The sequence below is a fragment of the Rhizobium anhuiense bv. trifolii genome, from assembly GCF_024346605.1.
Lineage (GTDB): Bacteria > Pseudomonadota > Alphaproteobacteria > Rhizobiales > Rhizobiaceae > Rhizobium > Rhizobium anhuiense.
Window position 1 is genome coordinate 1,579,204 of sequence record NZ_CP098803.1, and the last position, 24,833, is coordinate 1,604,036.

Annotated in this window: 28 protein-coding genes; 19 read left to right on the plus strand and 9 right to left on the minus strand. The window is 62.4% G+C overall.

Going from position 1 to position 24,833, the window contains the following annotated elements; translation table 11 throughout:
- Window positions 1-167 precede the first annotated feature (167 nt).
- Window positions 168-557, plus strand: a complete 390-nt coding sequence (locus NE851_RS16385; protein WP_025570167.1) for a DUF930 domain-containing protein — start codon at window positions 168-170, stop codon at window positions 555-557.
- A 102-nt stretch (window positions 558-659) separates the two neighbouring features.
- Window positions 660-1,472 carry a polysaccharide deacetylase family protein gene (locus NE851_RS16390; protein WP_063476645.1) on the plus strand — a complete coding sequence of 271 codons (813 nt, stop codon included), beginning with the start codon at window positions 660-662 and terminating at the stop codon, window positions 1,470-1,472.
- 58 nt (window positions 1,473-1,530) lie between these two features.
- Here the strand turns inward: NE851_RS16390 and NE851_RS16395 are convergent, their stop codons facing one another.
- The 3 genes from NE851_RS16395 to NE851_RS16405 form a co-directional block, all read right to left on the minus strand.
- Window positions 1,531-2,823 carry an NAD(P)/FAD-dependent oxidoreductase gene (locus NE851_RS16395; protein ID WP_097623224.1) on the minus strand — a complete coding sequence of 431 codons (1,293 nt, stop codon included), beginning with the start codon at window positions 2,821-2,823 and terminating at the stop codon, window positions 1,531-1,533.
- 18 nt (window positions 2,824-2,841) lie between these two features.
- Window positions 2,842-4,011 carry an AI-2E family transporter gene (locus NE851_RS16400; protein ID WP_025570172.1) on the minus strand — a complete coding sequence of 390 codons (1,170 nt, stop codon included), beginning with the start codon at window positions 4,009-4,011 and terminating at the stop codon, window positions 2,842-2,844.
- A gap of 176 nt (window positions 4,012-4,187) precedes the next feature.
- On the minus strand, window positions 4,188-5,048 hold the full coding sequence (locus NE851_RS16405; RefSeq protein ID WP_047614286.1) for a VOC family protein: 861 nt from the start codon (window positions 5,046-5,048) through the stop codon (window positions 4,188-4,190).
- Between the two features lie 290 nt (window positions 5,049-5,338).
- On the opposite strand from NE851_RS16405, the gene NE851_RS16410 reads away from it, so the two are divergent.
- The 4 genes from NE851_RS16410 to NE851_RS16425 all read left to right on the plus strand — a co-directional run bounded on the left by NE851_RS16410 (window position 5,339) and on the right by NE851_RS16425 (window position 8,016).
- The gene (locus NE851_RS16410; RefSeq protein WP_028756897.1) at window positions 5,339-5,758 is read left to right on the plus strand and encodes a universal stress protein; all 420 of its coding nucleotides are present in this window, start codon (window positions 5,339-5,341) and stop codon (window positions 5,756-5,758) included.
- 186 nt (window positions 5,759-5,944) lie between these two features.
- Window positions 5,945-6,613: a PAQR family membrane homeostasis protein TrhA gene (trhA, locus tag NE851_RS16415; RefSeq protein WP_254961588.1), complete on the plus strand. Its 669-nt coding sequence runs from the start codon at window positions 5,945-5,947 to the stop codon at window positions 6,611-6,613.
- A gap of 69 nt (window positions 6,614-6,682) precedes the next feature.
- On the plus strand, window positions 6,683-7,210 hold the full coding sequence (locus NE851_RS16420) for a GNAT family N-acetyltransferase (RefSeq protein WP_025570645.1): 528 nt from the start codon (window positions 6,683-6,685) through the stop codon (window positions 7,208-7,210).
- A 104-nt stretch (window positions 7,211-7,314) separates the two neighbouring features.
- Window positions 7,315-8,016, plus strand: a complete 702-nt coding sequence (locus NE851_RS16425; protein ID WP_028756900.1) for a pentapeptide repeat-containing protein — start codon at window positions 7,315-7,317, stop codon at window positions 8,014-8,016.
- A gap of 15 nt (window positions 8,017-8,031) precedes the next feature.
- Here NE851_RS16425 and NE851_RS16430 read toward each other — a convergent pair whose 3' ends face one another.
- Window positions 8,032-8,559: a GNAT family N-acetyltransferase gene (locus tag NE851_RS16430; RefSeq protein ID WP_097623223.1), complete on the minus strand. Its 528-nt coding sequence runs from the start codon at window positions 8,557-8,559 to the stop codon at window positions 8,032-8,034.
- Between the two features lie 104 nt (window positions 8,560-8,663).
- The gene (msrB, locus tag NE851_RS16435; RefSeq protein ID WP_025570650.1) at window positions 8,664-9,077 is read right to left on the minus strand and encodes a peptide-methionine (R)-S-oxide reductase MsrB; all 414 of its coding nucleotides are present in this window, start codon (window positions 9,075-9,077) and stop codon (window positions 8,664-8,666) included.
- 188 nt (window positions 9,078-9,265) lie between these two features.
- Here msrB and NE851_RS16440 point away from each other — a divergent pair, with 188 nt between their 5' ends.
- The 9 genes from NE851_RS16440 (at window position 9,266) to NE851_RS16480 (ending at window position 16,442) form a co-directional block, all read left to right on the plus strand.
- Complete coding sequence (locus NE851_RS16440; RefSeq protein WP_025570652.1) at window positions 9,266-9,481, plus strand: hypothetical protein; 216 nt, start codon at window positions 9,266-9,268, stop codon at window positions 9,479-9,481.
- A gap of 154 nt (window positions 9,482-9,635) precedes the next feature.
- The gene (locus tag NE851_RS16445) at window positions 9,636-11,993 is read left to right on the plus strand and encodes a putative monovalent cation/H+ antiporter subunit A (RefSeq protein ID WP_097623222.1); all 2,358 of its coding nucleotides are present in this window, start codon (window positions 9,636-9,638) and stop codon (window positions 11,991-11,993) included.
- 4 nt (window positions 11,994-11,997) lie between these two features.
- Window positions 11,998-12,417 carry a Na(+)/H(+) antiporter subunit B gene (locus NE851_RS16450; protein WP_028757652.1) on the plus strand — a complete coding sequence of 140 codons (420 nt, stop codon included), beginning with the start codon at window positions 11,998-12,000 and terminating at the stop codon, window positions 12,415-12,417.
- Window positions 12,414-12,794 (plus strand): Na+/H+ antiporter subunit C, encoded by a 381-nt coding sequence (locus NE851_RS16455; protein WP_373289070.1) that lies wholly within the window; start codon window positions 12,414-12,416, stop codon window positions 12,792-12,794. The genes NE851_RS16450 and NE851_RS16455 overlap by 4 nt, the downstream gene beginning before the upstream one ends.
- 67 nt (window positions 12,795-12,861) lie before the next feature.
- The gene (locus NE851_RS16460; protein WP_097623221.1) at window positions 12,862-14,418 is read left to right on the plus strand and encodes a Na+/H+ antiporter subunit D; all 1,557 of its coding nucleotides are present in this window, start codon (window positions 12,862-12,864) and stop codon (window positions 14,416-14,418) included.
- Window positions 14,415-14,891, plus strand: a complete 477-nt coding sequence (locus NE851_RS16465; RefSeq protein WP_063476653.1) for a Na+/H+ antiporter subunit E — start codon at window positions 14,415-14,417, stop codon at window positions 14,889-14,891. The genes NE851_RS16460 and NE851_RS16465 overlap by 4 nt, the downstream gene beginning before the upstream one ends.
- Entirely contained in the window at window positions 14,888-15,241 is a 354-nt protein-coding gene (locus NE851_RS16470; RefSeq protein WP_063476654.1) for a cation:proton antiporter, read from the plus strand. The genes NE851_RS16465 and NE851_RS16470 overlap by 4 nt, the downstream gene beginning before the upstream one ends.
- Window positions 15,238-15,570: a monovalent cation/H(+) antiporter subunit G gene (gene mnhG / locus NE851_RS16475; RefSeq protein WP_097623220.1), complete on the plus strand. Its 333-nt coding sequence runs from the start codon at window positions 15,238-15,240 to the stop codon at window positions 15,568-15,570. The genes NE851_RS16470 and mnhG overlap by 4 nt, the downstream gene beginning before the upstream one ends.
- A 440-nt stretch (window positions 15,571-16,010) precedes the next feature.
- Window positions 16,011-16,442, plus strand: a complete 432-nt coding sequence (locus tag NE851_RS16480; RefSeq protein WP_003557810.1) for a Ros/MucR family transcriptional regulator — start codon at window positions 16,011-16,013, stop codon at window positions 16,440-16,442.
- A 437-nt stretch (window positions 16,443-16,879) separates the two neighbouring features.
- On the opposite strand, the gene NE851_RS16485 is transcribed toward NE851_RS16480, so the two are convergent.
- Entirely contained in the window at window positions 16,880-17,302 is a 423-nt protein-coding gene (locus tag NE851_RS16485; protein WP_028757571.1) for a SufE family protein, read from the minus strand.
- A 513-nt stretch (window positions 17,303-17,815) separates the two neighbouring features.
- The gene (locus NE851_RS16490) at window positions 17,816-18,310 is read right to left on the minus strand and encodes a DUF5330 domain-containing protein (protein ID WP_028757572.1); all 495 of its coding nucleotides are present in this window, start codon (window positions 18,308-18,310) and stop codon (window positions 17,816-17,818) included.
- 450 nt (window positions 18,311-18,760) lie between these two features.
- Here NE851_RS16490 and NE851_RS16495 point away from each other — a divergent pair, with 450 nt between their 5' ends.
- From NE851_RS16495 to NE851_RS16510, 4 genes are all read left to right on the plus strand, one after another.
- The gene (locus NE851_RS16495; RefSeq protein ID WP_097623219.1) at window positions 18,761-20,302 is read left to right on the plus strand and encodes a sensor histidine kinase; all 1,542 of its coding nucleotides are present in this window, start codon (window positions 18,761-18,763) and stop codon (window positions 20,300-20,302) included.
- Window positions 20,274-21,194: a peptidoglycan-binding domain-containing protein gene (locus NE851_RS16500; protein WP_097623218.1), complete on the plus strand. Its 921-nt coding sequence runs from the start codon at window positions 20,274-20,276 to the stop codon at window positions 21,192-21,194. Before NE851_RS16495 ends, NE851_RS16500 begins: the two co-directional genes overlap by 29 nt.
- Before the next feature lie 121 nt (window positions 21,195-21,315).
- Window positions 21,316-22,764 (plus strand): methyl-accepting chemotaxis protein, encoded by a 1,449-nt coding sequence (locus tag NE851_RS16505; protein WP_254961635.1) that lies wholly within the window; start codon window positions 21,316-21,318, stop codon window positions 22,762-22,764.
- A 79-nt stretch (window positions 22,765-22,843) separates the two neighbouring features.
- On the plus strand, window positions 22,844-23,188 hold the full coding sequence (locus NE851_RS16510) for a DUF1491 family protein (protein ID WP_097623216.1): 345 nt from the start codon (window positions 22,844-22,846) through the stop codon (window positions 23,186-23,188).
- A 19-nt stretch (window positions 23,189-23,207) separates the two neighbouring features.
- On the opposite strand, the gene NE851_RS16515 is transcribed toward NE851_RS16510, so the two are convergent.
- Complete coding sequence (locus NE851_RS16515) at window positions 23,208-24,257, minus strand: DUF2336 domain-containing protein (protein ID WP_047614311.1); 1,050 nt, start codon at window positions 24,255-24,257, stop codon at window positions 23,208-23,210.
- Between the two features lie 247 nt (window positions 24,258-24,504).
- Window positions 24,505-24,711 carry a hypothetical protein gene (locus tag NE851_RS16520; protein ID WP_063476709.1) on the minus strand — a complete coding sequence of 69 codons (207 nt, stop codon included), beginning with the start codon at window positions 24,709-24,711 and terminating at the stop codon, window positions 24,505-24,507.
- Between the last annotated feature and the right edge of the window lie 122 nt (window positions 24,712-24,833).

The following is a 24,833-nucleotide window of genomic DNA, read 5'->3' on the forward strand; positions in this document are numbered from 1 at the left end:
AGGTGCCCTTCCACAGGCAAGGAGGGCGCTCTGCCCGCCTTGCCTTGATGTCACCACAATATTTAAGAAAGTCCGCTCTCGTTGCGCGAAATTTGCACGTGCCAAGCCTCCGGCAAGCCGTCGGTGGCAGGGTGAAGAATGGACAACAGTAAGGGATTTTCTCCACAATGCCGAAACGTCTGCTCCTGTTTGTATCCCTCGCAAGCCTTGCTGCCCCCGCCTTCGCCGTCGATCCCGCCATCAAGAAGCAGCTGGAAAAACTCGATCCCTCGACCCGGCTGGAACAGAGCTGCGACACCGAGGCGATGAGCCGCATCAACAAGGACAGCACCGGCTTCAAGCCCGACAAGGTCATCGCCTATACGTTCAAGGACCCGATCCCCGGCGACAATTCGCTGCAGGCGCCGGGCGCGGTCTTCCGCAGCAAGGGCGACTGGTATCATCTCTCCTACAATTGCATCACCGGTCCGCAGCATATCAACGTGCGCGAGCTCAACTACGAGATCGGCGAGAAGGTGCCGCGCGAGAAGTGGGACAAGTATTATCTTTACGATTGATGCGGCTCCGTCCGCCCAAACGGGTGCGGTGACATCCGGCCACATGGCGCCGGGCAAACCCAACCGTTAGAACTGCCGGATCGAATCGTAGAAATCCACAATATGAACCGCATCCTGCTCGCTTCGGCGTTCCTACTGGCCAACATGTCCGCGGCATTGGCGGATGAAGTGCCGCCAACGCTGCCTGCCGCCGTTGGACCGGCCTCGGCCGTAATCAGCCCGGCCCCGAAGGCGCCGGCGCCAAAGCTCGTCGAGCCGCATCTGCATATCGCCCGCTCCAATCTTGCCGGCCACGCCCGCATTGCGCTGACCTTTGATGCCTGCATGGGCCAGGCGGACGAGCGCATCCTGTCGACGCTGGTGCGGGAACGCATCCCGGCGACGATCTTCGTCACCGCCCGCTGGCTGAAGCGCAATCCCGCTGCCGTCGCCGTGTTCCTGCAGAATCCCGATCTCTTCGAACTCGAAAACCATGGCGAGAACCATATTCCGGCCGTCGACACGCCGACGCTGATCTATGGCATCGCTTCCGCCGGATCACCGCAGGCGGTGCGGCAGGAAGTTGAAGGCGGCGCTGCCGCCATGGTCGCGGCCGGCATTCCGGCGCCGCACTGGTTCCGCGGCTCGACCGCCAAATACGATCTTTCCGCCATCGGCGAGATCCGCGCCATGGGTTATCGCATTGCCGGTTATTCGGTGAACGGCGACGGCGGCTCGCTGCTGGGAGCCGCGATCACCGAAAGGCGCATCGCTTCGGCCAGGGATGGCGATGTCGTCATCTCCCACGTCAACCAGCCGACCCATGCGGCCGGCGAGGGGGTGGCCAAGGCGTTGGTCGATCTGAAGGCCAAGGGGACCGAGTTCGTCCGCCTCGAGGACGTCGAGGACACTGGCGACGACAAGACGACGGAGTGATTTTGCGGCTGAAGGTATGCCAGGGGGGCGCCCACGCCACGACAGTCAATATGAGACCTTACCTCAGCTCCTTGCCCACCCGCACCACATCCTCTCCAAAACGACGCAAACCCGGTCCGTCCCTGTCGAGCGCGAAATCCTCGAACCAGTCGCGCTGCATACCGGCCAGCATGGCGCCGATCATCTGCGCGGCGAGATAGGAAAAGGTGATGCCGTTGCCGCCGTAGCCATAGGCGGCGAACACATGCGGCGTCTCCGGCACCGGGCCGATCAGCGGCAGGCCGTCGACCGTCTCACCGAAGGTGCCGCTCCAGGCGTGTTCCACCCGCGTATCCGCCTTCGGCCACAGCCGCTTCATCTTCTCCCGGATCGCCGTGATCTTGGCCGGCAGCTTGCGGTCGCGCGTCTGCGCGTCGATCGTCTCGTCATCCTCGCCGCCGGCGACGATGCGATTGTCCGCGGTCGTCCGCATGTAGAGATAGGGGTGGCTGTCCTCCCAGATCAGCGCCCTGTCGCGCCAGAAATGTGCCGGGTCCTGCGGCACGGTGGCGAGCGCCCAGCTCGAACTCGACCGATGCAGCTTCGGCATGTCGAGGCCCGGCATCGAATAGCCGGTCGCCAGCACGACATGCCGCGTCTCGATCAGATGGCCTCCATCCGTCTCCATCGTGACGTGATCGCCTTCGCTGTGAAGTGCCGTCACGGAAGCGTTGACCAGCCGCGCGCCGCGCCGTATCGCCATCTCCAGCAGCGCCCAGGTGAGAAGCAACGGATCGCATTCCGCCGAGCCCGGCGAATAGATCGCGCCATCCCGGTCGAGTTCGAATTGGGTGAAGAGATCGGGATGTTCGAGATAGACGCCGGGCAGGCCGGCCCGGCGGCGAAGCTGGCGCTCCTCCAGGAGATTGCGTGCGCCTTCCTGATTGGCGGCGAGATAGAGCGTGTTGCGCGGCCGGAAGCCGCAGGCAATCCCATTGGTGGCGATCAGCTTGGAAAGGCCGGCCACCGCGGCACCGCTGCGGCGGTAGATGCCGGCCGCGCGCTCGAAGCCATAATAATCCTCGAGCTCGGTGAGCGTGCTGTCGATTTCCCATTGCAGCATCGCCGTGCTCGCCGCGGTGCTGCCGAAACCGGGCTGCTCCCGGTCGATGACAACAACGGAAAAACCGCGCGCCGTCAGATGTTCGGCAACCAATGCGCCGGTGATGCCGCCGCCGATCACCGCGACGTCGGTGGAAAAGCTCTGCGCGATCGGCCGCCTTTCCGGTCGTATGCCGCTTTTCCCCCAGAGAGAACGGCCGCTGACCATCTGGTCGTGATCGGATTCGGCAAGATCGAGATCAGCTGCCACGAACGTCCCCCCGGTTGATCATTTCGGCAATTGCGGCTGCGGTTTTTCCTCGATCAGCAGTTCGTCGATAACAGTCATGACGATCAGCGACAGCGGCAGCGCCAGCATGGCGCCGACGGCACCCCACATCCATGTCCAGAACAGGATGGCGAGAAAAACGACGAAGGGATTGATTTCCAACCGCCGCCCCATCACTGCGGGAAAGATCAGGTTCTCCATGAGGAGATGCACCGTGAAGAAGGCCGCGGCCGGCATCAGGCCGATGAGAAAGCCATCATGGGTGAGGATGCCGGCGACCGCGACGGCAAGCGTCATCAGCGTGATGCCAAGGTATGGGATGAAGCTCGAGAGGAAGGCGAAGAAGCCCCAGAGCACCGGGGCAGACAGCCCGCCGGCATAGGCGATAACGGTCATGACGACGCCGAGCCCGACATAGATCAGCGAGGCCGTCGCGAAATAGAAGCCGAGCACCTGCTCGACAGCGTTGATGACGCGGATGGCTGCCAGCCGTTGCGTGCGGGTGCGGAAGGTCATGATGATCGTTTTGCGTAGGTTGACCCGACCAGCGAGGAAGAACAGCAGCGCCGCAAAGAATATCATCCCCTGCACCAGCGCCGGCGTCAGGCTGCTCGTCACCACATGCAGCACGTTGCCAGTGTTTTCGAGCAGTGCACCGATCGACATCGACCCGCTTTCGAATGTCGCTGGCGTAATATGCAGCCATCTGATGCGCTCGAGATAAGGCATGACGCGGTTGATGGTTCGCTCGGCGAAGGCCGGGCCTTCATTGGCAAACGTCATCAGCGGGTCGGCGAGCGAGTTGATAAGCAGGAAGATCACCAGCGCCACGCCGCTCGACAGCATGAAGGCGTTGGCAAGCCGCGGCACGCCCATCTTGCTGAGCTTTTCCGCCGCCATGCCGAGGATCATGCCGACGACGACGGCGAGCGTGATCGGAATGAGGATGAGCGACATCAGGTAGACGGCGGCAAGGAAGAGAATGCCGAAGATGCCGATGATCGCCCAGGCCATGGTGACATCGAGCCCGTCCTTTTCCAGACGGTGCAGCGGCGGCGGCGGCGGCAGTTCTTCCGCGGCTTCCTTCAGCGACTGTGCCCAGGCGCTGGTGTGGCGTTCGCCGATTGCGATCTTCTTTGCTTGTTTGCGGATGCCATTGGCGATGCCCATGCGGTGAGGTCCCCGAAGCCCCATTGCTTCCTCACGGAAACGCGTTGACAGGGTTCCGGTTCCGTGACTGGACTGACCATCCGATACGCTGCATGCCGCATGTCTTTGCGTCGACGGCATTGCTCCATGGCGCAAGCCTCTTCAACCGTTATGGCTGACCCGACGCGACCTGGAAATTATGCCGAAAGCGTCAGGCCGATGCCCCAGGGATCCTTGAGGAATACGCCGCCGTCGCGCTTCTCGCTCTTGATCTCCAGTGCATCGAGCTTGGAGACTGCCGCATCCAGCGTCGCCTTGTCATTGAAGCGGACCTTGTAGTCCGAAAGCCCGGTCATGTTGCCGGCGCGCGCAGTGGCGCCGCGGCTGTTCCAGATATTGGCGGCGAGATGGTGATGGTAGCCGCCGGTCGCAAAGAAGCTCGCGCCGGGATAACGCGCCATCAGCTTGAGGCCGAGAACGTCGTGGTAGAAGGCGTCGGCCTGCGGGATGTCGCCGACCTGCAGATGCAGGTGGCCGATCGCCGTCCCCGCAGCCATGCCGTCCCAGCGCTCATCAGGCGCACTGTTGTAGAGCGCCTGGAGGTCGAGGCGCAGCGTCGCCATCTCCACCATGCCATCCTGGTGGAACTTCCATTGTTCGTGCGGCCGGTCGGCATAGATCTCGATGCCATTGCCTTCGGGATCGGACAGATAGATCGCCTCGCTGACGAGATGATCCGAGGCGCCGTCGAGCACGACATTATTGTGTGCCGCATGGCGCAGCCAGCGTGCGAGTTCGACCCGGTTCGGCATCAGGAAGGCGGTGTGGAAAAGGCCGGCTGCATTGCGGGGCGCGATCGCAGCATCTTTTGCCGTGGTCAGCGTCAGCAACGGCAGATCGCCGACACCCAGCACTTCGCCGCTCGCCGTCTTCTCGATCACCTTCAGGCCGAGCATCGATTGATAGAAGCCGGACACCAGGCCGAGGTCGGTCACGACGAGATGCGACTGATCGATATAGGCAGGCCGCGTCAGCGCATAGGAAGTTTCGCTCGTCATGGATGACTCTCCTGGAGAATTGGCCCGTGAAAGGGAAGGCGTACCGGCTGTGGCGGCAAACACGCCGCCCGTGGCAAGCTCAAGGAAGTTTCGCCGGTTCATTCGTCTTTATCTCCCTGGCTGCCGTACTTGACCCCTATATGGCGCATTCCGATTGTTCACAGAAGACCCGTTTTTGACGATGAAGCGTTGAACAGATGTTGACGATGGCTTGCGCCCACTTGATTGCGATCAATGCGCTCATATCTTCTTTAGAGGAAGCTTATATATGTCAGTCATGGAGGGAAGCCATGTACAGGAAGATCATCGTAGCGATCGCGCTCGGCGGTATCGAAAAGGGAGAAAAGATCCTCCGCAAGGCCGCGTCCTTGCTCGATGACGGCGGCGAGATCATCGCGCTTAACGTCATCGAAGATGTGCCGAGCTATGTCGCGATCGAACTGCCGGCCAATATGGTCGAGGACGCCATGCAGGACAGCCGCGACAAGCTGCAAGCGCTGCTCGCGACCACCGGCGTCACGGCAACCGTCGAGATCCGCAACGGTCCACCTGCCAAAGCCATCATCTCGACCGCCGAAAGCCACGGCGCCGATCTCATCATCGTCGCCTCGCACGTTCCGGACTTTTCCAACTACTTCATCGGCGCCACTGCCGATCGGGTCGTGCGCCATGCCAAATGCTCGGTGCTGGTCGACCGGCAGAAGATTTGATCCTGGGCCACTGCCTGTTCGGCGTGTCGTGCGTCGGCCGCAGTCCTTGTCCGCGTACCATCAAAGGCAGCGCAGACTGCCTGCCTGGCTGTCACGAAGATTTACCGCCGGTGCGCTTTGCCGCAGTTGCGCCTCCACCCGTTCGATGCGACGATTGCAACCGGGGTATGAAACGGATTGGCGTGCATGGCCGAGTTCAACGGCATTCGCTGGGCTTACGACAGATATGAACTGATCGCCGACGGTATCGTCCACGGCGTCGGTCTCGTGCTGGCGCTGATCGGCGCCACCGTCCTGATTTTCTACGCCACGGTCTGGAGCTCCTACGGCGCGCTCGCCGCCGCCTGGATCTATGGCGTCGGGCTGGTGCTGACGCTGGCCATTTCCTTTTCCTACAACGCCTGGCCGGTCTCGCGTACGAAATGGTACCTGCGCCGCTTCGACCATTCGGCGATCTTCCTGCTGATCGCCGCCACCTACACGCCCTTCCTCGAACGCGGCGCCGACGATCCACTGCTCCTCTTCATGCTGGTCGCGATCTGGCTGTTCGCCGCTATCGGCATTATCCTGAAATGCGTCTTTCCCGGGCGCTACGACCGCCTCGCCATCCTGCTTTATCTCGCCATGGGCTGGAGCGGCGTGCTGGTGGCCGGACCTGTCGCCGCGCGCATTCCCTCGGCCTCGATGCTGCTGATCGTCATCGGCGGCGTCATCTATTCGCTCGGCGTCATCTTCCATGTCTGGGAGAAGCTGCGCTTCCAGAACGCCATCTGGCACGGTTTCGTCGTCACCGCTGCGGCGGTGCATTATTCGGCCGTCTTCACCTATTTCAGCCTGCCGGCGCCGGGTGTCTGAACGACGGCCGTTTACATCTGTCGGGGTCGGGCGTATGCCGCCTTGGCAGACAATGTGAACCTGAGCATCATGACAGACGCTGTCCTCCTCCGCGACGCCACCGAAGCCGATCTTTCCGCCATCCGCGATATCTACAATCACGCCGTCGAGCACACGACGGCAATCTGGAACGACACGCTGGTCGATCTTGAAAATCGGCTGGAATGGTTCAAGGCGCGCAAGGCGCGCGGCTTTCCCGTCATCGTTGCCGAGATGGCGGGCAAGGTCGCGGGTTACGCCTCCTATGGTGACTGGCGGGCCTTCGACGGTTACCGCCACACGGTGGAGCATTCCGTCTATGTCGACAAGGATTGCCGCGGTGCCGGCATCGGCGAGCGCCTGATGCGGGAACTGATCGCACGTGCCGCGGCCGCCAATATCCATGTGATGATCGCCGGCATCGAGGCTGAGAACACCGCCTCGATCAGGCTGCACGAAAAGCTCGGTTTCCGCATCGCCGGCAGATTTTCCGAGGTCGGCACCAAGTTCGGCCGCTGGCTGGACCTTACCTGCATGGAGCTTCGCTTGCCTCTGGAGTCGTCCGGCAACCCATTGTGAAGGGCGCTTGCCATCTTTTTATTGTAGTCTGAGCTGTGTAAGAAAGTGGAAGAAGCCTGCTTCGCCGGAGGCGGCTTCAGAATGTCACGGAGGTGAACAGTTCAATGGCAATGCACAGATCGTCGCTCGGTCTCCTTGCCCTCATTCTACTGGCATTTCCGCCGGTTGCAGCACGCGCCGCCGATTGCGGCAGCCTGGCATCGCCAAAGCTCGACTGGCAGGAATGCACCAAGAAGAACCTGATGCTGCAGGGCAGTGATCTCGAAGGCGCCAATCTCTTCGGCACCGATTTCTCGCTGACCGATCTCGCCGGCGCCAACGTCAAATCCGCCAATCTCGAGAAGGCGACCTTGGTGCGCGCCTCGCTCGAGGGCGCCCATGCCGAAGGCGCCAACTTCGCCAAGATCGAGGCCTATCGCGCCAGCTTCGCCAATATCATCGCCGAAGGCGCTTCCTTTGCCGGCGCCGAGTTGCAGCGGGCCAATTTCGCCGGCGCCCGGCTTGCCGGCGCAAGCTTCGAAAAGGCCGAACTCGGCCGCGCCGATTTCGACAAGGCCGTGCTGACGGGGACGAAATTCTCTTTCGCCAATCTCTCCCGCGCCGATCTCTCCGGCGCGGCCCTCGAAGGCCCGGCGATGTTCGAGCGCGCCTTCATGTTCTTGACCCGCATCGAAGGTCTCGACCTCTCGGCCGCCACCGGGCTCGAACAGGCGCAGATCGACCTTGCCTGCGGCGATGCCTCGACCAAGCTGCCGGCCGGCCTCTCCGCCCCGACAAGCTGGCCCTGTCCCGCCGACCACGAGTGATGGGTCCGTACCGCTCTACGCCGCGTCCGTGATGTAGAGGTAGAATTCCATCATGCCGCCATCGGGGCTGCCTGTTTTGGCGAATGTTTCTCGCCGCCGGTGCACCCGCTCCGCAACGCGCCGCGAGGGAATGTTGTCGGGCCTGACGATGGAGACGATGCGCGCAAGACTAAAGGTATCAAGCGCGTGGTCCCGGCATGCGGTGGCTGCCTCGACCGCATAGCCCTTGCCCCAATGGTCGCGCCACAGATGATAGCCGATCTCAGGTTCCAGCCCCGCAGACGTTTCCTGCATCGTTATGCCGCAATCTCCGAGCAACGCGCCGCTCTGCCGGTCCGTCACCGCCCAGAGGCCGAAACCGTGACTGGCATAACTGTCGAAGGCGAGCCTCTGAAACCAGAGCGCGGTTTCGTCGAAACTCTTGATGCCGGGGTAATAACGCATGGATTCGGCATCGCTGAAAATGCGGTGGAGAAACGGCAGGTCGGCAGGCGTGATCTCCCGCAGCACCAGCCGATCGGTCTTCAGGATATCTCCCGCCATTGGCTTCTCCTGGGACTACCGGTCCGTCGATAGCGTGAACGACACAGAAGATCAGCGGCTCATTGCATCCGGACGAGCCGCTTGCCGATGGCGCGGCTCAGCACTTACTTTCCGGGTTCGAACACCATGGAATGGCCGTTGATGCAGTAGCGCAGGCCGGTCGGCGGCGGGCCGTCGGGAAAGACGTGGCCGAGATGGGCCTCGCAGGCGCCGCAGCGGATTTCGGTGCGCACCATGCCAAAGGTCGTGTCGCGATGTTCGGTCACCGCATCGGGCGAGACTGCCTCGAAATAGCTTGGCCAGCCGCAGCCGGCATCGAATTTGGTGTCGGAGCGGAAAAGCGGGGCATTGCAGCCGACGCAGCGGTAAAGCCCTGTCTCGAAGGAATCCCAATAGGGGCCGGTGAAGGCGCGTTCGGTGCCGTGCTGGCGCGTGATGCGGTATTGCTCAGGCGTGAGCTGCTCTTTCCATTCGGCATCGGTCTTGTGGATCTTGGCGGTGGTTGCAGTTTCGGACATGCCATGCTCCTTTCGCCGAGGGGCGGTTCCGTTTCGCGCAAAATGTGGTGCGCCGTCACCGATTCATCAAGTCTTGGGCACCATCCTGCCCAATTCGCCGTGTACCGCTTTTGGGGGAGGACGCTTGCTCTTACATCCGTTAGGGGTTTTCTGTTAGGGTTAATGTTACGTGCATTGGGGAATCACTGGTGTTTGAAGCAGCAATCGTCCTGCTCTACGGCCTCGTCGCCGTGGCCGCCATGGCGGTCACGCTTTTGGAAGGCTGGGCCAACCATGACGGCTTGACGCTCCATCGTCTCGCCGGCCTCTTCGCCTGCCTGCTCTGGCCGCTGACGCTTCTGGTCTTCGTCCTGCACGGCTGCGTCGCCCGGCTGCTGACGCGTCTTTCCCGGCCGACGGCCTGATCGACGGGCCGGTCTGCGGTCTGAACCGCTTCGAACACACCTGCAGCTTTGTCTGCGGCCGAAATCGCTTGAGGCGCCCTCCCGTTTCGCCTAAGTCATGAAGACAGGCCGGTTTTCGCTGGCGTTTCGTTTCTTTTGCGGTTGGGGAGGAGACATGGCCGATGTCACGGCTCTGACATTTCTGGCCCTGTGTCTCCCGCTCGCCGGCGCTCTTGCCGCCCCCTTCGTCATCCGCATGCTCGGTGCCAACGGGGCCTGGCTTCTGGCGATCGCGCCCCTGCTCGCCTTCCTGCATTTCCTGCGTTTCGTCCCGCAGATCGCGCGCGGCCAGGTCGTCACCGGCGGGTATGCCTGGGTGCCGAGCTATCATCTCTCCTTCTCCTGGTTCCTCGACGGCCTGTCGCTGGCTTTCGCGCTGCTGATCACCGGCATCGGCACCCTGATCGTGCTTTATGCCGGCGGCTATCTCAAGGGACACAAGGATCAGGGCCGCTTCTTCTCCTTCATCTTTCTCTTCATGGGCGCGATGCTCGGCCTCGTCGTTTCCGACAGTTTCCTGATGCTCTTCATCTTCTGGGAACTGACATCGATCACCTCCTTCCTGCTGATCGGTTTCGATCACGAGCGGGAAGCGGCTCGCCGCGCCGCCCTGCAGGCCCTTGTTGTGACCGGCGGGGGAGGGCTCTGCCTGTTGGCCGGCCTGCTGCTGCTCTGGAACATCACAGGCGTCACGCAGATGTCTGAGCTCACAGGCTTCGGCGATGTCGTGCGCGAAAGTCCGCTCTATCTCGCCGCCCTCATCCTGGTCCTGGGCGGTGCCTTCACCAAGTCGGCGCAGTTTCCCTTTCATTTCTGGCTGCCGAACGCCATGGAGGCGCCGACGCCGGTTTCGGCCTACCTGCATTCGGCCACCATGGTGAAAGCCGGCGTCTATCTCTTGATGCGGCTCAATCCCGTCATGGGGGCGACGGCTGCCTGGGAAATCCTTCTGCCCTTCTTCGGCGGGCTGACGCTGGTGGTCGGCACCACGCTCGCCATCCGCCAGACAGACCTGAAGCTCAAGCTTGCCTATACCACCGTCTCATCGCTCGGCCTGCTGGTCATGCTGATCGGCTTCGGCTCGGAACATGCGGTGGAGGCGGCGGCCCTCTATCTGGTGGCGCATTCGCTGTTCAAGGGCGCGCTCTTCATGGTCGCCGGCATCATCGATCACGAGACCGGCACACGCGATATCACCAGGCTCCGCGGCCTGATGCGGGCGATGCCGCTGACTTGGATCATTGCGCTCGCGGCGGCTTTCTCCATGGCCGGCCTGCCGCCCTTCTTCGGCTTCCTCGCCAAGGAGGAGATCTATACCGCCCTTATCGGCGGCGACATCCGCGCGCTGACCTTTAGCGCCATAACCGTCTTCGGCAATGCGCTGATGTTCGCGGTCGCCTTCGCCGTGGCGCTGAAGCCCTTCCTCGGCCAGCCGGTGGAGACGCCGAAACATCCGCACGAAGCGCCCGTCCTGCTCTGGCTCGGCCCGGCCGTTCTCGCCATCCTCGGCCTGCTCGCGGCGGTCTTTTCGACTTTCACCCATGCCGTTCTGTCCTCGCCGATATCAGCCGCCATCCGCCAGACGCCTGTGGAAATCGACATTTCGCTGACGCCGCATCTCGGCCTGCCTTTGGCACTCTCCGCTCTGACCGTGCTCGTCGGCATCGGCGTCTACTGGCAGCTCGCGCCCGCCCGCTCGGCGCTGGCCGTCCTCCTGCGTGCGGCCGGGCGCGGGCCGGATCACGGTTTCGACCTCGCCATATGCGGCCTTGTCCGCTTCGCCGCCCACGCCATGCGTGTGCTCCAGCCGGGGCGGCTCGAGATTTATGTCACCTGCACTTTCCTCTGCGTTGCCGCCATCCTCATCGTCCCGCTTGTCGTCTATGGCGAACTGCCGCGCCTTCCCGCCTGGCCGGCCGATGTCAGGCTGCATGAATGGGCGGTCTTCCTGATCGCCGCCTTCGGCCTCGCCGCCGTGCTCGTCGCCCGCGACCGGCTGACGGCGATCGTCTCGCTCGGCATCCAGGGTTTCGCCGTCGCCATCATCTTCCTGCTGTTCGGTGCGCCGGACCTCGCCTTCACCCAGTTCATGGTCGAAACGCTGTCGGTGGTCATCCTCGCCCTCGTCATGACCAGGCTTCGCCTCTCTCCCGCCGACCGGCGCCCGCTCGGCCGCAGGCTCTTCGACGGAGCGCTTGCACTGGTCTGCGGCCTCGGCTTCGCGCTTCTGCTGATGCGGGCGACCGAGGCGCCGTTCAACGACGCGCTGACGGTCTTCTTCAACACCTATTCGAAATCGATTGCCCACGGCGCCAATGTCGTCAACGTCATCATCGTCGATTTCCGCGGCACCGACACGCTCGGCGAAATCGCCGTCGTCGCCGTCACCGGCCTCGCCATCCTGGCGCTGATCCGCATGCGCGCCGGCGCCGAGCGCAAGCTTGCCGCCAATGATCCCGGGCTGGAGGGCTGATCCGATGAACACCCTGATCTTCCGCACCGTCGCCCCGTTCCTCACCGCGCTGATGCTGCTGTTTTCCGTCTTCGTGCTGTTGCGCGGCCACAACGAGCCGGGCGGCGGCTTCATCGGCGGGCTGATCGCCGCCTCGGGACTGGCGATCTACGGCATTGCCAGCGGCGTTGCCGCCGTCCGCCGGGCGCTGTTCTTCCATCCACTGTCGATTGCCGGTTTCGGCCTGCTGCTGTCGACCCTGGCCGGCCTTCTCTCCATCCTCTTTGCCGTTCCCTTCATGACCGGCCTCTGGATCTATCCGAACCTCTTCGGTCTCGAAGTGCCGCTGTCGAGCGTCATGCTCTTCGATGTCGGCGTCTATCTCGTCGTGCTCGGCGCCATCACCTCGATCGCGCTGGCATTGGAAGAAAAGGAGGTGGGATGATGGAGCCGCTTCTTTCGATCCTCGTCGGCCTGTTCTTCGCCGCCGCCATCTACCTCTTGCTGTCGAAATTCTCGATCCGTATCGTGCTCGGCATCGCCATCCTCGGCAATGCCGTCAACCTGCTGCTCTTCACCGGTGGCCGGCTGACGCGCGGGGTGCCGCCGATCATTCCGGCGGGTCTCGAAACCTTGCCCGTAGGTGCGGCCAACCCGCTGCCGCAGGCCCTCATCCTGACGGCGATCGTCATCTCCTTCTCCTTCCTCGCCTTCCTGCTGGTGCTGACCTATCGCGCCTATCAGGACCTCGGCACCGACGACACCAACGACATGCGCGCCGCCGAGCCCGACGACCGGCCGCTGCCGCCATTGGGGTATTGAGGCGGATGCTGGTGCGGATGCTTGCCCCATGGCAAACCCTTTCTCGCGGTAGTGGAGGCGTCACCTGATGGCCGCCCCAACCACCGTCGATCTCTCCGATGCCCTGATCGCCGCCCCGGTGCCGCTCGCCCATTGGCTCGCCATCCTGCCGGTCGCCCATTGCATCACGCTCGGTGCGGTTCTGCTGATGCTCCGTGGCTATCCACGTGTGCAGGCCTGGCTTGCCATATCAGGGCTTGCGGGCCTGGCGCTGATCGATGCGGCGCTGCTCGCCAAGGTCGCAGCCGAAGGGCCGCTGACCATGGTCATGGGGCGCTGGCTGCCGCCCTTCGGCATCGCCTTCACCGTCGATCTCTTCGGTGCGCTGATGACCTTCACAGCAGCTCTTGCGGCGCTCGCCGGCGGCATCTATGCGCTGGCCGATATCGGTCAGAGCGGCCGGCGGTACGGTTTCTTCCCGCTGCTCATGCTGCTGATGGCCGGCGTCACCGGCGCCTTTCTCACAGGCGATATCTTCAATCTCTATGTCTGGTTCGAGGTGCTGCTGATCTCTTCCTTCGGGCTGATCATCCTCGGCTCCGAACGTGAACAGATCGACGGCGCGCTGAAATATGCGGTGCTCAATCTCATCGCCACGACGCTGTTCCTGATCTGCGTCGGCATTCTCTATGCTGCCTTCGGCACGCTCAACATGGCCGATATCGCCGCAAGAGCGAGGGATTTGAGCGGCACCGCACCGCTGATGACGCTGGCGAGCCTCTTCCTGCTCGCCTTCGGTATGAAGGCGGCCGCCTTCCCGGTGAATTTCTGGCTGCCCGCCGCCTATCATACGCCGCGCATCGTGGTCTCCGCGCTGTTTGCCGGCCTGCTCACCAAGGTCGGCATCTACGCGCTGATACGGGTGATCGTCATGCTGCTGCCGGTGGAACGCGCGGAACTGAGTCCGCTGATCGCGCTCGCCGCTGCCGCTACCATTGTCGTCGGCGCTCTCGGCGCTCTTGCCGAAAACGATATCCGCAGGCTGTTCGGCTATGTCGTCATATCGGGCATCGGCAACATGCTCGCCGGCGTCGCTCTCGGCGGCGTCAGCGGCCTTGGCGGCATCAGCGGCGCGGTCTTCTATGCGCTCCATTCCATGGTGCTGATGACCGCACTTTATCTTGCCGCCGGCGAGATCGCCCGGCGCGGCGGCGGCTTTTCACTGTCAGCCCTCGGCGGGCTCTACCGGCAAAGCGGCGGCTTCACCGCGCTCTCCCTGGTGCTCTTCCTGGCTGCCTGCGGCTTGCCGCCCTTTTCCGGCTTCTGGCCGAAAGTCATGCTCGTCAAGGCCTCGCTCGATAGCGGCGCCTGGTGGCTGGCGGCGGCGATTCTCGTCGGCGGTTTTTTGACGACGATCGCCTTCGGCCGCCTCTTCCTGCTCGTCTATTGGCGCCCGGCGGCGATGGTGCTCGCTCCGTCGAGAGCGAACTGGCGCACCGGCCTGCCGCTCGCCGCGCTGACGGCGCTGGTCATCGGCTTCGGCATCCTGCCGGAGCGGCTGCTGGCGCTGTCGCAATCGGCGGCCGCCGGCCTTGTCGAACCAGGGGCCTATCTTCATTCGGTCTTCCCGGGAGGCGCGCGGTGATCGCCTTCCTCTTCAACCTGCTGCTGGCCATTGCCTGGGTCGCCGTCACCGGCAGCGCCTCGCTGCACAATCTCGTCTTCGGCTTCCTGCTTGGGGCCCTGGCGCTGGTCGTCATCCGCGACTCTTTCGGCGGCAAGGGGGGGCATATCCCTCGCGTCGGCCCGCTGCTCTCGCTCGCCGCTTTGTTCCTGAAGGAATTGTCGCTGTCGGCCTGGAAGGTCACGGTCACCGTGCTCTCGCCCGATATGAAGCTGAAGCCCGGCATCTTCGCCTTCCCTTTGACGGTGACGAGCGATTTCGAGATCACCTTGCTCGCAAACCTCATCACCCTGACGCCCGGCACGCTTTCGGTCGACGTCTCCACAGATCGCCGCACGCTTTATGTCCACGCGCTCGATTGTTCCGATCCGGAGGCGAGCAAGCGTGACATCGCCAACGGTTTCGAACGCAAGATCATGGAGGCCTTCCGATGATCACACCTGCCGCCATCGTCGCGGTCGCATCCTCGGCCGCACTCGTCATCCTCGGCTTGGCGCTGATTCTGACGGTCTGGCGCGTCGTCGCCGGGCCGACATTGCCGGATCGTATCCTGGCGCTCGACATGCTGACCGGCATCGCCATCGGTTTCATCAGCGTCATCGCGGTCAAAACCGGCTTTTCGCTCTATATCGATATCGCCATCTCGCTCGGTCTCGTTGGCTTCCTGGCGACGGTCGCCTTCGCCCGATTCGTGCTGTCGCGCGGCAACATCAAATCGCCGCCTTCCGCAGCTGCAGCAAAGGGTGGCGGGAATAAGCGCCGGGCAGGAGGCAAGACGCGATGATGGATTATCTCGTGGCTGCGATCACCGCTGCGTTGCTGATTGCCGGTGCGTTCTTTGCGCTGGCGGCGGCGATCGGCCTGGTCAGATTGCCCGATCTCTACATGCGCATGCACTCGGCCTCGAAGGCCGGTACGGTCGGCTCAGGCCTGCTGCTGCTTGCCGCCGGCCTCTATTCGCAAGATCTGGCGATTCTCGCCCGCGCCATTGCCGGCTTCGTCTTCTTCCTGCTGACAGCGCCGGTGTCTGCCCATCTGCTTGCCAAAGCTGCCCATCATTCGGGATATGATCTCGCTGCACTCTCGGTTCGTGACGATATGCCGGATCGCTGAGCCTGTGCTGTTTGGCGACTTTACCAGATTTATGCAAAACTTATGCACAGGAAGCTGTGAGTAAAGCTTGCCGGAAAGCCCTTCAATTCTTCATCTGTCATTTTTTCTCAAGAAAAACGACAAATAATAATTGGCCTTTTGGCCAAACGATGGTATTTGAAAATGCAAGTAGAGTTCTGATTGTGAATTGCAATCGTACTGCTTCCAAGTCCCTCAGTTTTGATTTTTAATGTCTAAACTGAGGCCGTCGCGTGGAGCATGACGTAGTGGTTTCCAGTCAGGCAGTATAAGAATAGGTATCGGTCTTCGGAATCTAGGGGTGGATTTCGCGTTTTTCGAAACAGAAGGTCGCTTCCTGTACTTTTGCTGTTCGCTTCTACGAGGCGGGTCTTTGACGTGTCAGTCAAAGACCGTTTGAGCATGCTAACAGGAGAAAGAATATGACGGATATAGCGACCGGCAATGCGCCGGAGCTGCTTGTGGAACTGACGGCCGACATCGTCGCGGCTTATGTCAGCAACCATGTTGTACCGGTCAGCGACTTGGCCAATCTGATTTCCGACGTGCATTCGGCACTGAGCAACACGTCCGTTCCGCAGCCTGCTGCGGCGATCGTCGAAAAGCAGAAGCCTGCAGTTTCTGTCCGCAAGTCCGTACAGGACGAGCAGATCACGTGTTTGGAATGCGGCGGCAACTTCAAGTCCCTCAAGCGTCACCTGATGACGCATCACAGCCTCTCGCCGGAAGAATACCGCGAGAAGTGGGACCTGCCGACCGATTACCCGATGGTAGCGCCCGCTTATGCCGAAGCGCGTTCGCGCCTGGCAAAGGAGATGGGCCTGGGTCAGCGCCGCAAGCGCGGCCGCGGCTGAGCTTTTTCGAAAGCGTCGACGACAAGAGCCGGGCCTAGTGCCCGGCTTTTCAATTTGTGGAACTTCGCTCTCGACACGGCGTCATGCCATTGCTGTCCGGTTCGCGCAGGCGCGGCATCACCTTCGCCCCGTTTACGGGGGCCGAAGGATGGGTCGAGACCCTGTGGCTCGAACCCGGTAGGTTAGAGTGAGGGGCCGGTCTCATGTTTTTGTGTGCCGTTTCAAGGCGAGGAAAATAATCTTTCCAGTATTTCGAGCCTGCGCAAATGATTCGTGCGGATGTCCAGAGAGCGTGCGCGATCCCGTCTTATGCTTTGCCGGCGGACTTAGAATGTATTCCTATACTATGAGAAAGTGTGAATATACTGGATTCACCAGAGCGGACGCTTGCGAATCCACCGCCTGTTTGCTTCAAAGCCGATCGGCCATGATCGCGTTCAAGCCGCGACGCGGACTTTCGCCTCTTCGCGGATCCGGTTCACCATCGAGCGCAGTCCGTTCGAGCGCTGCGATGATAGGTTCTCCACCAGCCCGATCTTCGAGAAAATCTCGAAGGCATCGAGCCCGGCAATTTCGGATGCCGGCTTGCCGGAATAGGTGGCCAGCACGATGGCGACGAGACCGCGCACGATATGGGCGTCGGAATCACCCTCGAAACTCATGACCGGGTTGTCGGGATCGCCTGTCGTATGCGTCACCAGCCAGACCTGGCTGGCGCAGCCCATCACCTTGTTCTCGGAGGTGCGCTTCTCCTCGGCCAGGTCGGGCAGCGCCTTGCCGAGTTCGATGACATAGCGGTAGCGGTCTTCCCAATCGTCCAGGAAAGCGAAGTCGTCGATGATCTGGTCGAGGGATGCCATGGAGAAGCCTTTCACTGTTAAAGCAGTTCCAGCAAAAGTGCGCAGCGGTTTTGCGTCCGGAATGCGTGAGGAAATGCTCTAGATGTGCATATAGGTGAAAGACCGGCAGTTTTGAACCACTAAAGCAATTCCAGGAAAAGTGTGAAGCGGTTTTCCCAGGCAAAGCGCGAAGCGGTTTTGCCGGGAATTGCGCAGACCGGAGCAATTCCAGGAAAAGTGTGAAGCGGTTTTCCCAGGCAAAGCGCGAAGCGGTTTTGCCGGGAATTGCGCAGACCGGAGCAATTCCAGGAAAAGTGTGAAGCGGTTTTCCCAGGCAAAGCGCGAAGCGGTTTGGCCAGGAATTGCGCAAACAATAGAAAAAACGCCGTGAGGGATGGGCATCCTCACGACGCAGCAACATGCTGAATTAAACAGGGCAGGCACGTCAGGCATGGGGCATCTCCGCGTCATGCGGACCACCGATGCAAGCTGTAAAACCGAAAGGCACTGCGGGCGGGTGCCCGCGAAATTTCGTCAGATCGCCGGCTTTGGCGTCGGCAGCGGAATCGCGCCCGTTACCACCGTCTCGGCTGCGGCATCATCCTCGACGGGCGGGCGGTAAGGCATCGGCTGGTTGAGCGCGGCCTTTGCCTCGCGCACCTTTTCCTGGATGGTGGGTGCTGCCAGCGAAGGCATGTTGAGTGCGACCGGCGTCTGCGGTTCGCCAAGCTTAGCGGTCGCCGGCGCCTCGTCCTTGAACTGGCTGTCGAGAAGTTCATAGGCGACGCGGGCGCCCTCGCGGGCCCGGTAACCGAGTGCGGTGAGGGTTTCGCCGCCCTTGGCGCAGACCTCGGGTTTTTCCGAGCACATGCCGGTGAGATAGTCATAGGCGCCGCTGGCCGCGGTGAAGGCGTCAGAAAGCTGCAATTGCGGGCCGCTGGCGAACTTGTCGGAACTCTCCGTGCTGAAGACGGAGAGAAGCACGAGCACAAGGCCAAACCAGAAGGATCCTTTGATCAGAAACCACATTGTCGTTGCCCATCCTGTTTCCCGTCCGGTTCTTGTCGCCGAATCAGGCCGGTTGTCCGGTGTGTTTTCACCCTACCGCCAAGTTGCGAATGCCGCTTTTCGAAACTCACGCGCATTTGCGGCAAATTTAGTTCAAATTTTAGCGAACGGCATTTGAGGGACATTTTAGTCGAATGCGAGCGATCGGCGTTAAGCATCAGGGCAGGACCTCCTTGCAATTGCAGGGCTTTTGCCGGCTCGCCTTGCCACAGGAGTTAACGCAATGCTGAAATATGAGGAAAATCCGTCGCTTACCTGCTATTAACCACAAAAGGCAAAGACGCTTCCAGATGCCTCAAAACGGGAAATTCGGTCGTTTCAGGCTGTGAACTGCGCTTTTGCCTTATCCTTTCTTTAAGTCGCCAAGGCCTATTGTCCGGATCGATAGACAGCCTTTTGGGCGGGTATTGCGTGCGTGTATTGAGTAACATTGGCGGCTGGGTGACGGCCCTCGTAGACCGGGCAGCGACAAGCTGGCTCTCCCGGACCGGGGGCGGTGAAGCCGTGCGTCAACGCGAGCTCGCGATCCTGCGCCGCCTCGTGCTGTTCTCGTCGGTCGCTCTTGTCGCCGCGCCCATCGGTCTTTCGGCGGTCACCAGTCCGGCTGTCGCGCTGCCGGCCGGTGTCGCCATGGTCTGCGCCGCCTTTCTCTTTTCCGCCGTCGGCAGCATCGCGCTCGCCCGTCAGGGTTCGTCCGCCGGTATCGCCACGCAGTCGGCCGAGGATTTCTTCCTTGCCGCCACTCCCGGCCTCGTCTTCTTCCTCGACCCGCACGGCAGTGTGGCGACCGTCGGCGGTCGCGACCGGCGCGATTTCCTCGCCTGGATGCGCGATCCCAAGGGCAGGGGTTTTCTGGAGCAGGTGCATGTCTCCGACCGCATTCTTTTCCTGCAGGCGCTCGATGACATGCGCCGGGGCGAGGATGCGGCAAGCGTCGATCTGCGCCTCGATCGGCCCTCGGTCTCGCGCGATCAGCGCCAGTTCGCCTATCTCAGAATGGACATGACGGCCCGGCGCGATGCCGACGGCGAACTTGCCGCCATCATTGCCCAGCTGCGGGATGTCTCTGTCGAGCAGCAGCTGCGTGACGAAGCCCAGAACCGCGCGGCCGATGCCGAATCGGCAAACGACGCCAAATCGCGCTTCCTCGCCGCCGTCAGCCATGAGCTGCGCACCCCGCTGAACGCCATTCTCGGTTTTTCCGATATCCTGATCGGCGAATATTTCGGCAAGTTCGAAAACGACCGCCAGCGCGAATATGTCGGTCTGGTCCGCGAATCCGGCGCGCATCTGCTGTCCGTCGTCAACACCATGCTCGACATGAGCAAGATCGAAGCCGGTCGCTATGAGCTGATCCTTGAAGCCTTCGATATTTCGAGCTCCGTCAAATCTTGCGAATCGATGCTGGCATTGCAGGCCAAGACCAAAGGCCTCACGCTGACCAGCCGTATCCAGCGCGGCCTCGGCGAGATCGTCGCCGATCAGCGCGCCATCCAGCAGATCCTCATCAATCTCGTCGGCAATGCCATAAAATTCACCGAGGCCGGCGGCGTCGTCTCGATCGATGCGGCGGCGCGCGACGGCATCCTCAAGCTGACGGTCAGCGATACCGGCATCGGCATCCCGGCCGACAAGCTGGCCTCGCTCGGCCAGCCCTTCGTCCAGATCCAGAACGACTATACCCGCCGGTTCGAAGGCTCCGGCCTCGGCCTTTCCCTGGTCAAGGGACTGGTGGCGCTGCATGGCGGATATTTCGCCATCGCCAGCCAGCCGGGCGAAGGCACGATTATCACCATCGAGATCGCGGTGGACGGCTCGGGCGCCAAACACGCCGAAGACGCCGGCCATGGTGCGGCTGTCGAGTTTCCGCCGCGGCTGAAGGGCGCGGTCAATACAGGTGCAGAACTGGAAGAGGGGCGCTTCGATGGCCGCGCGCAAGCGAAAATCGCCTAAGGGAAAAAGGGGACGGCAGCAGCCGGGCCTACTGATGTCAGGCGCTGCCGCCCTTGGCGGGCTCGGCCTGCAGGGCGCATCCGCGCTCGGCGGCGTCATCGGCCGCAATCCGTCGGTCGCCGGCGGCACGGTCACCTTCGTCGTTATCTTCTCCTTCGTCGCCGCCAATGCGCTCTGGTATCAGCCGGGTCTGCATCCGCACCCGATCTTCCGCACCCGCGATCCCCAATCTCCAGCCGTGCTCGGCGCCCGCCGCCTGGCCGAGGAGCAACAGGGCGACGTCACCACCTTCCGGATCGAACGGCCGGAGGATGCCGCGACCACCAACGCGACGCCAGCGCCGGCGGCACCCGCTCAGCAGCCGAGCCAGCTCGTCATGGAGATCCAGCAGCAGCTGGTGCGCCGCGGCCTCTATAACGGCACCCCCGACGGCATCATCGGTCCGCGCACCAGTGCAGCCATCCTCTTCTTCGAGGAGACCGTCGGCATGGCCCAGACCGGCGATCCGACGCCGGAGGTGCTGGCGGCGCTGAAGACCGATGCATCAGGCCCTTCGACCGTGCCCGCCGAAAAGCCGGCCGAGGATGTGAGCTCGAAGGCGGCGGCGGAAGACCCGGTGGCAGCCGCGATCCGCAGCGCCGAAAAGACGGTCAAAACGTCTCCATCGGCCGCAAAGCAGGTTCCCTCTGGCGGACTCACCAATGTCGATCTGGTACTGAAGATCCAAAAGGGCCTTTCCAACATGGCCTATGCCAATGTCGGCGTCGACGGCGTCGCCGGCGAGCAGACCCGCGCAGCCATCCGGCATTTCCAGAAGCACTACAACCTGCCCGAAAACGGCGAGCCGACCGAGGCGGTGCTGAAGAAGCTCAAGGAAATTGGCGCGATCTAGCGGCTCCGCAGTTACCGAGCGGGCCTTCTCTCTACAACCTAAGTCTAAGGTGCGGCCGCTGTTTGCAACTTGTTAACCATGTTGCCTGAAGCTTTTCTGATTGAGGCGGGGGAGCGTCGGCATGCATGCGCTGAAGGCGATAGACGATCTGGCCGGAGAACCGGCGGTCGAAGCGGAAGGCCCTGATCCCGAGGCGTTGCGCCATATCCTGCTGCGCCTTGCCGAAGAGGCTTCCACCCTTGGCATCGATCTCGTCGATATCGCCGGCGCCATACAGGATATGGCGGGAATGTCGGCCCGGCATGCCTCCGCCTTCGATGATGTCACCCGCACCGCGCTTTCGATCGCCGAGACCAACCGCTCGGTCGCCGTATCGTTGCGCGAAACCGACCGCACGGCGGCAGAGGCCCGTCACATGTTGAAGGAATCGGCCGACCGTCTGACGGGCTCGGTCGCCGAGATCGGCCACATGGTTCAGTCCTCGAACGAGATCGGCACTGAGATCGCCGGCTTCTCCAAGTCGCTTGCCGATGTCGACAACATCGCCGAGGAGATCAGTACCATCGCCCGCCAGACCAACCTGCTGGCGCTGAACGCCGCGATCGCGGCGGCGCGCGCCGGCGATGCCGGCAAGGGTTTTGCGGTCGTTGCCGCCGAGGTCCGGGCGCTGTCGCTGCAGACCTCGAAGGCGACCGGCTCCATCCAGCAGACGCTCGACGAACTGCGTGTGAAGATCGACCGGCTGTCGGCCGTCGGCAGCGATGCGCGCGACAGTGCGGCCGGTGTGCGCGACAAGTCGGAGGCGATGCGCGGGGCCTTCGAAAGCCTGGAACATGTCATCACCCGCATCCTCGACAGTTCGACTGTCATGGCCAACACCACCGAGGCTGTCGACCTGCAATGCGCCGGCTTCGTCGGGAAACTCGGCGAGATGTCGGCCGAGGTCGCCGGCTCGAATGTCAGGTTGCAGCAGGCGGCAAAACGCGTCGACAGCGTCGTCGGCCTCTCGGAAACCCTGATCCAGCTGACGGCGAGCGCCGGCGTCAAGACCGCCGACAGCCGTTGGATCGAGGAAGCGCAGTCGGTGGCAAGGCAGATTTCCGCCGCCTTCGAACGCGCCGTTGCCGAGGGACAGATCGGGCTCGATGCTCTGTTCGACCGGCGTTATCGGCCGATACCGGGCTCGGATCCGGCCCAGGTGATGGCCGCCTTCACCGAACTCACCGATCGCCTGCTGCCACCGATCCAGGAACCCGCGGCAGCTTCGGACGAGCGTATCGCCTTCTGCGCGGCAATCGACGAGAACGGCTATCTGCCGACCCACAACCGTAAATTCTCGCAGCCGCAGCGCCCCGGCGACGTCGTCTGGAACACCGCCAATTGCCGCAATCGCCGTATTTTTGCCGATCGCGTCGGCCTTGCCGCCGGCCGCAGCACCGCGCCCTTCCTCGTCCAGACCTATCGGCGCGACATGGGCGGCGGCAATTTCGTGATGATGAAGGATATCTCCGCTCCGATCACCGTCCGCGGACGGCATTGGGGTGGATTGCGGCTCGCAGTCAAAGTCTGACCCTCGTCAAACTCTGACTCCATGGGTCAAACACTGACCCTGCATTGCCGCCGCCGGCGCGCCGGTCTATACCGCGCCGATGAGATTACGCGCCGACATCTTCGTTTCCGCCCTCCTGCGTCGCGTCTTCGCTAGCGGCGATTTTGCCGCCGTCGAGAAAAAGGGGGCGGAGGAGGCGGGTGCGATCTTCATCCGCCAGCATTTTCGCGATGGCCTGGAAACGCTCTATGCGCCGGCGCCGCAGACCGCCTTCGACGAAGGCCAGGCCAGCGACCGGCTGTTCGAGATCCGCCTGTTGCGAGCCGAGGCGGAAGCAGTGCGCGCCATGCTGGAGCGTGAACGCAGGTTCGATCCCGATCTCTGGATCGTCGAGCTGGAGGTGGAGGAATTGGGAGACGTGATCCCGCTTGCCAAGGACGGCTGACAGCCGCCCCCTCGTCGGCTCAGCGATACCGCCGTCCCATGACGCGCATGTCGCGTTGCGGCGGCGTCTGGCGGATGAAGCGGTGGTTCGGCGTTTCCTGAGGGGGCGTCACATTCGGCGCCTCCGGCTTATAGGTGTAGCGATCGGCGCGCCGCCAGGCGTCCACACGGTCGTGGCATTCTTCCGGATCAAGTGCATCGAGCACCATCCAGCCGCGTGTGACGTTGTGCTGCTGTTCGGAAAGATGCGGATAGAGCCTTTCGAGCACGAAGACGGCATCAAGAAAACCCATGCCGAGGCTGGTCAGCGTCGTGGCGAGCTGTTGGCCGGAAAGATCAAGCATGATGCGCTCGGCAAGCCAGCGGCTGGCCGACAGCGCATCGGCAAGGGCTGTTGCGAAATGCGCCGCCTCGCGGGAGCGGGCGAAGCGCACCAGCAACGCCTCCTGAATGTCGGTGAGCGTGCGCAGGCCGAGCCTGTCCTCGTCGGCACGGCCGAGATGACCGGCAAGCCCGAGGAGGCGCTCGCGCAACGCCTCTTCATTGGCCACCCGCTGTTCCTCCAGCGCATCCGCCTCATTGGTTTCGGTGGGCGTCGGCGAAAGCGGGACTGCCGGCGATTCCGTGATCGGCGCCGAGGCGGCGGCGGATCGCGGCTGGGTCTGGCGCAGCGCCACCAGCGCATCGATGACCTTCGGCGAGAGTGAATCGCGGCTGACGATCGCCTTGACATGCGCAGCACCCTGCATGCGCGCGATGGTGATCAGCGTATCGTCGGCAATTGCCTTTGAGGCGGCAAGAAAAGGGGCGGCGATCTCGATCGGCTGATTGCCGATGAACAGCGCCACGGCGGCCGGCATGTTCTCGCATTGGGACAGGGCTGCGACCGCCTGGCGCTTGGCCTCGTCGGAGGAGGCTTGGAACAGCGGCATGAAAAGCTCGGCAAATTGGCGCAGTTCGGACCGTGTCGGATGCGACAGGTTCTCAAAACTGCTGACAGTCGCCATCAATACCACGTCCTTTTTCCTGACGGCCAAGGGGCCTTCTAGGTCTCGAAACCGGTCACGCACAACAATACCCCGAAAACGCAGAATAAGGGGACCACAGGCCGATATGCGCTGGCGGAACGCATGTCGGGCCATACGGTTATGAATAAATCCTACACCGGTACGGTTAATGCATGCTGAAGATTTTATTAAAATGTAACAGAAATATACACGCAACGCGTGTCGCGGCACGGTTGGCCGGCAATATCAGAACGCGCGGTTTGAAAGGGCGTTGGGCCGCCTGCGTATCCCGCTGTGATTGCGGAAAAGTTCAGGCGATCCTGTGATCGCGCAGCGCGTGCAGCAGCTTTTCGCGGCTGTCGTAACCGGCTTGATAGAGGTCGAGTGCGGTGGATGCCGCAAACTGCGCCTCGACGCTTCTGATGTCGATGCGCCGTTCCGCGCACCAGTCGTCGAGCGCACTGCGCAGCACGTCGAGATCATCAGGCGAGAAAGAAGAATTCACCAGCAAAGACACCGCTTGCACTCCGCATTCCGGCAAGAGCGTGGATGATCCGCGATCGATCGGGGCCCGGAAACGTATGATCGATGAGAGCTACAATACGCGCATCTCAGTCGCTCGCAATTAAATATTTTCAT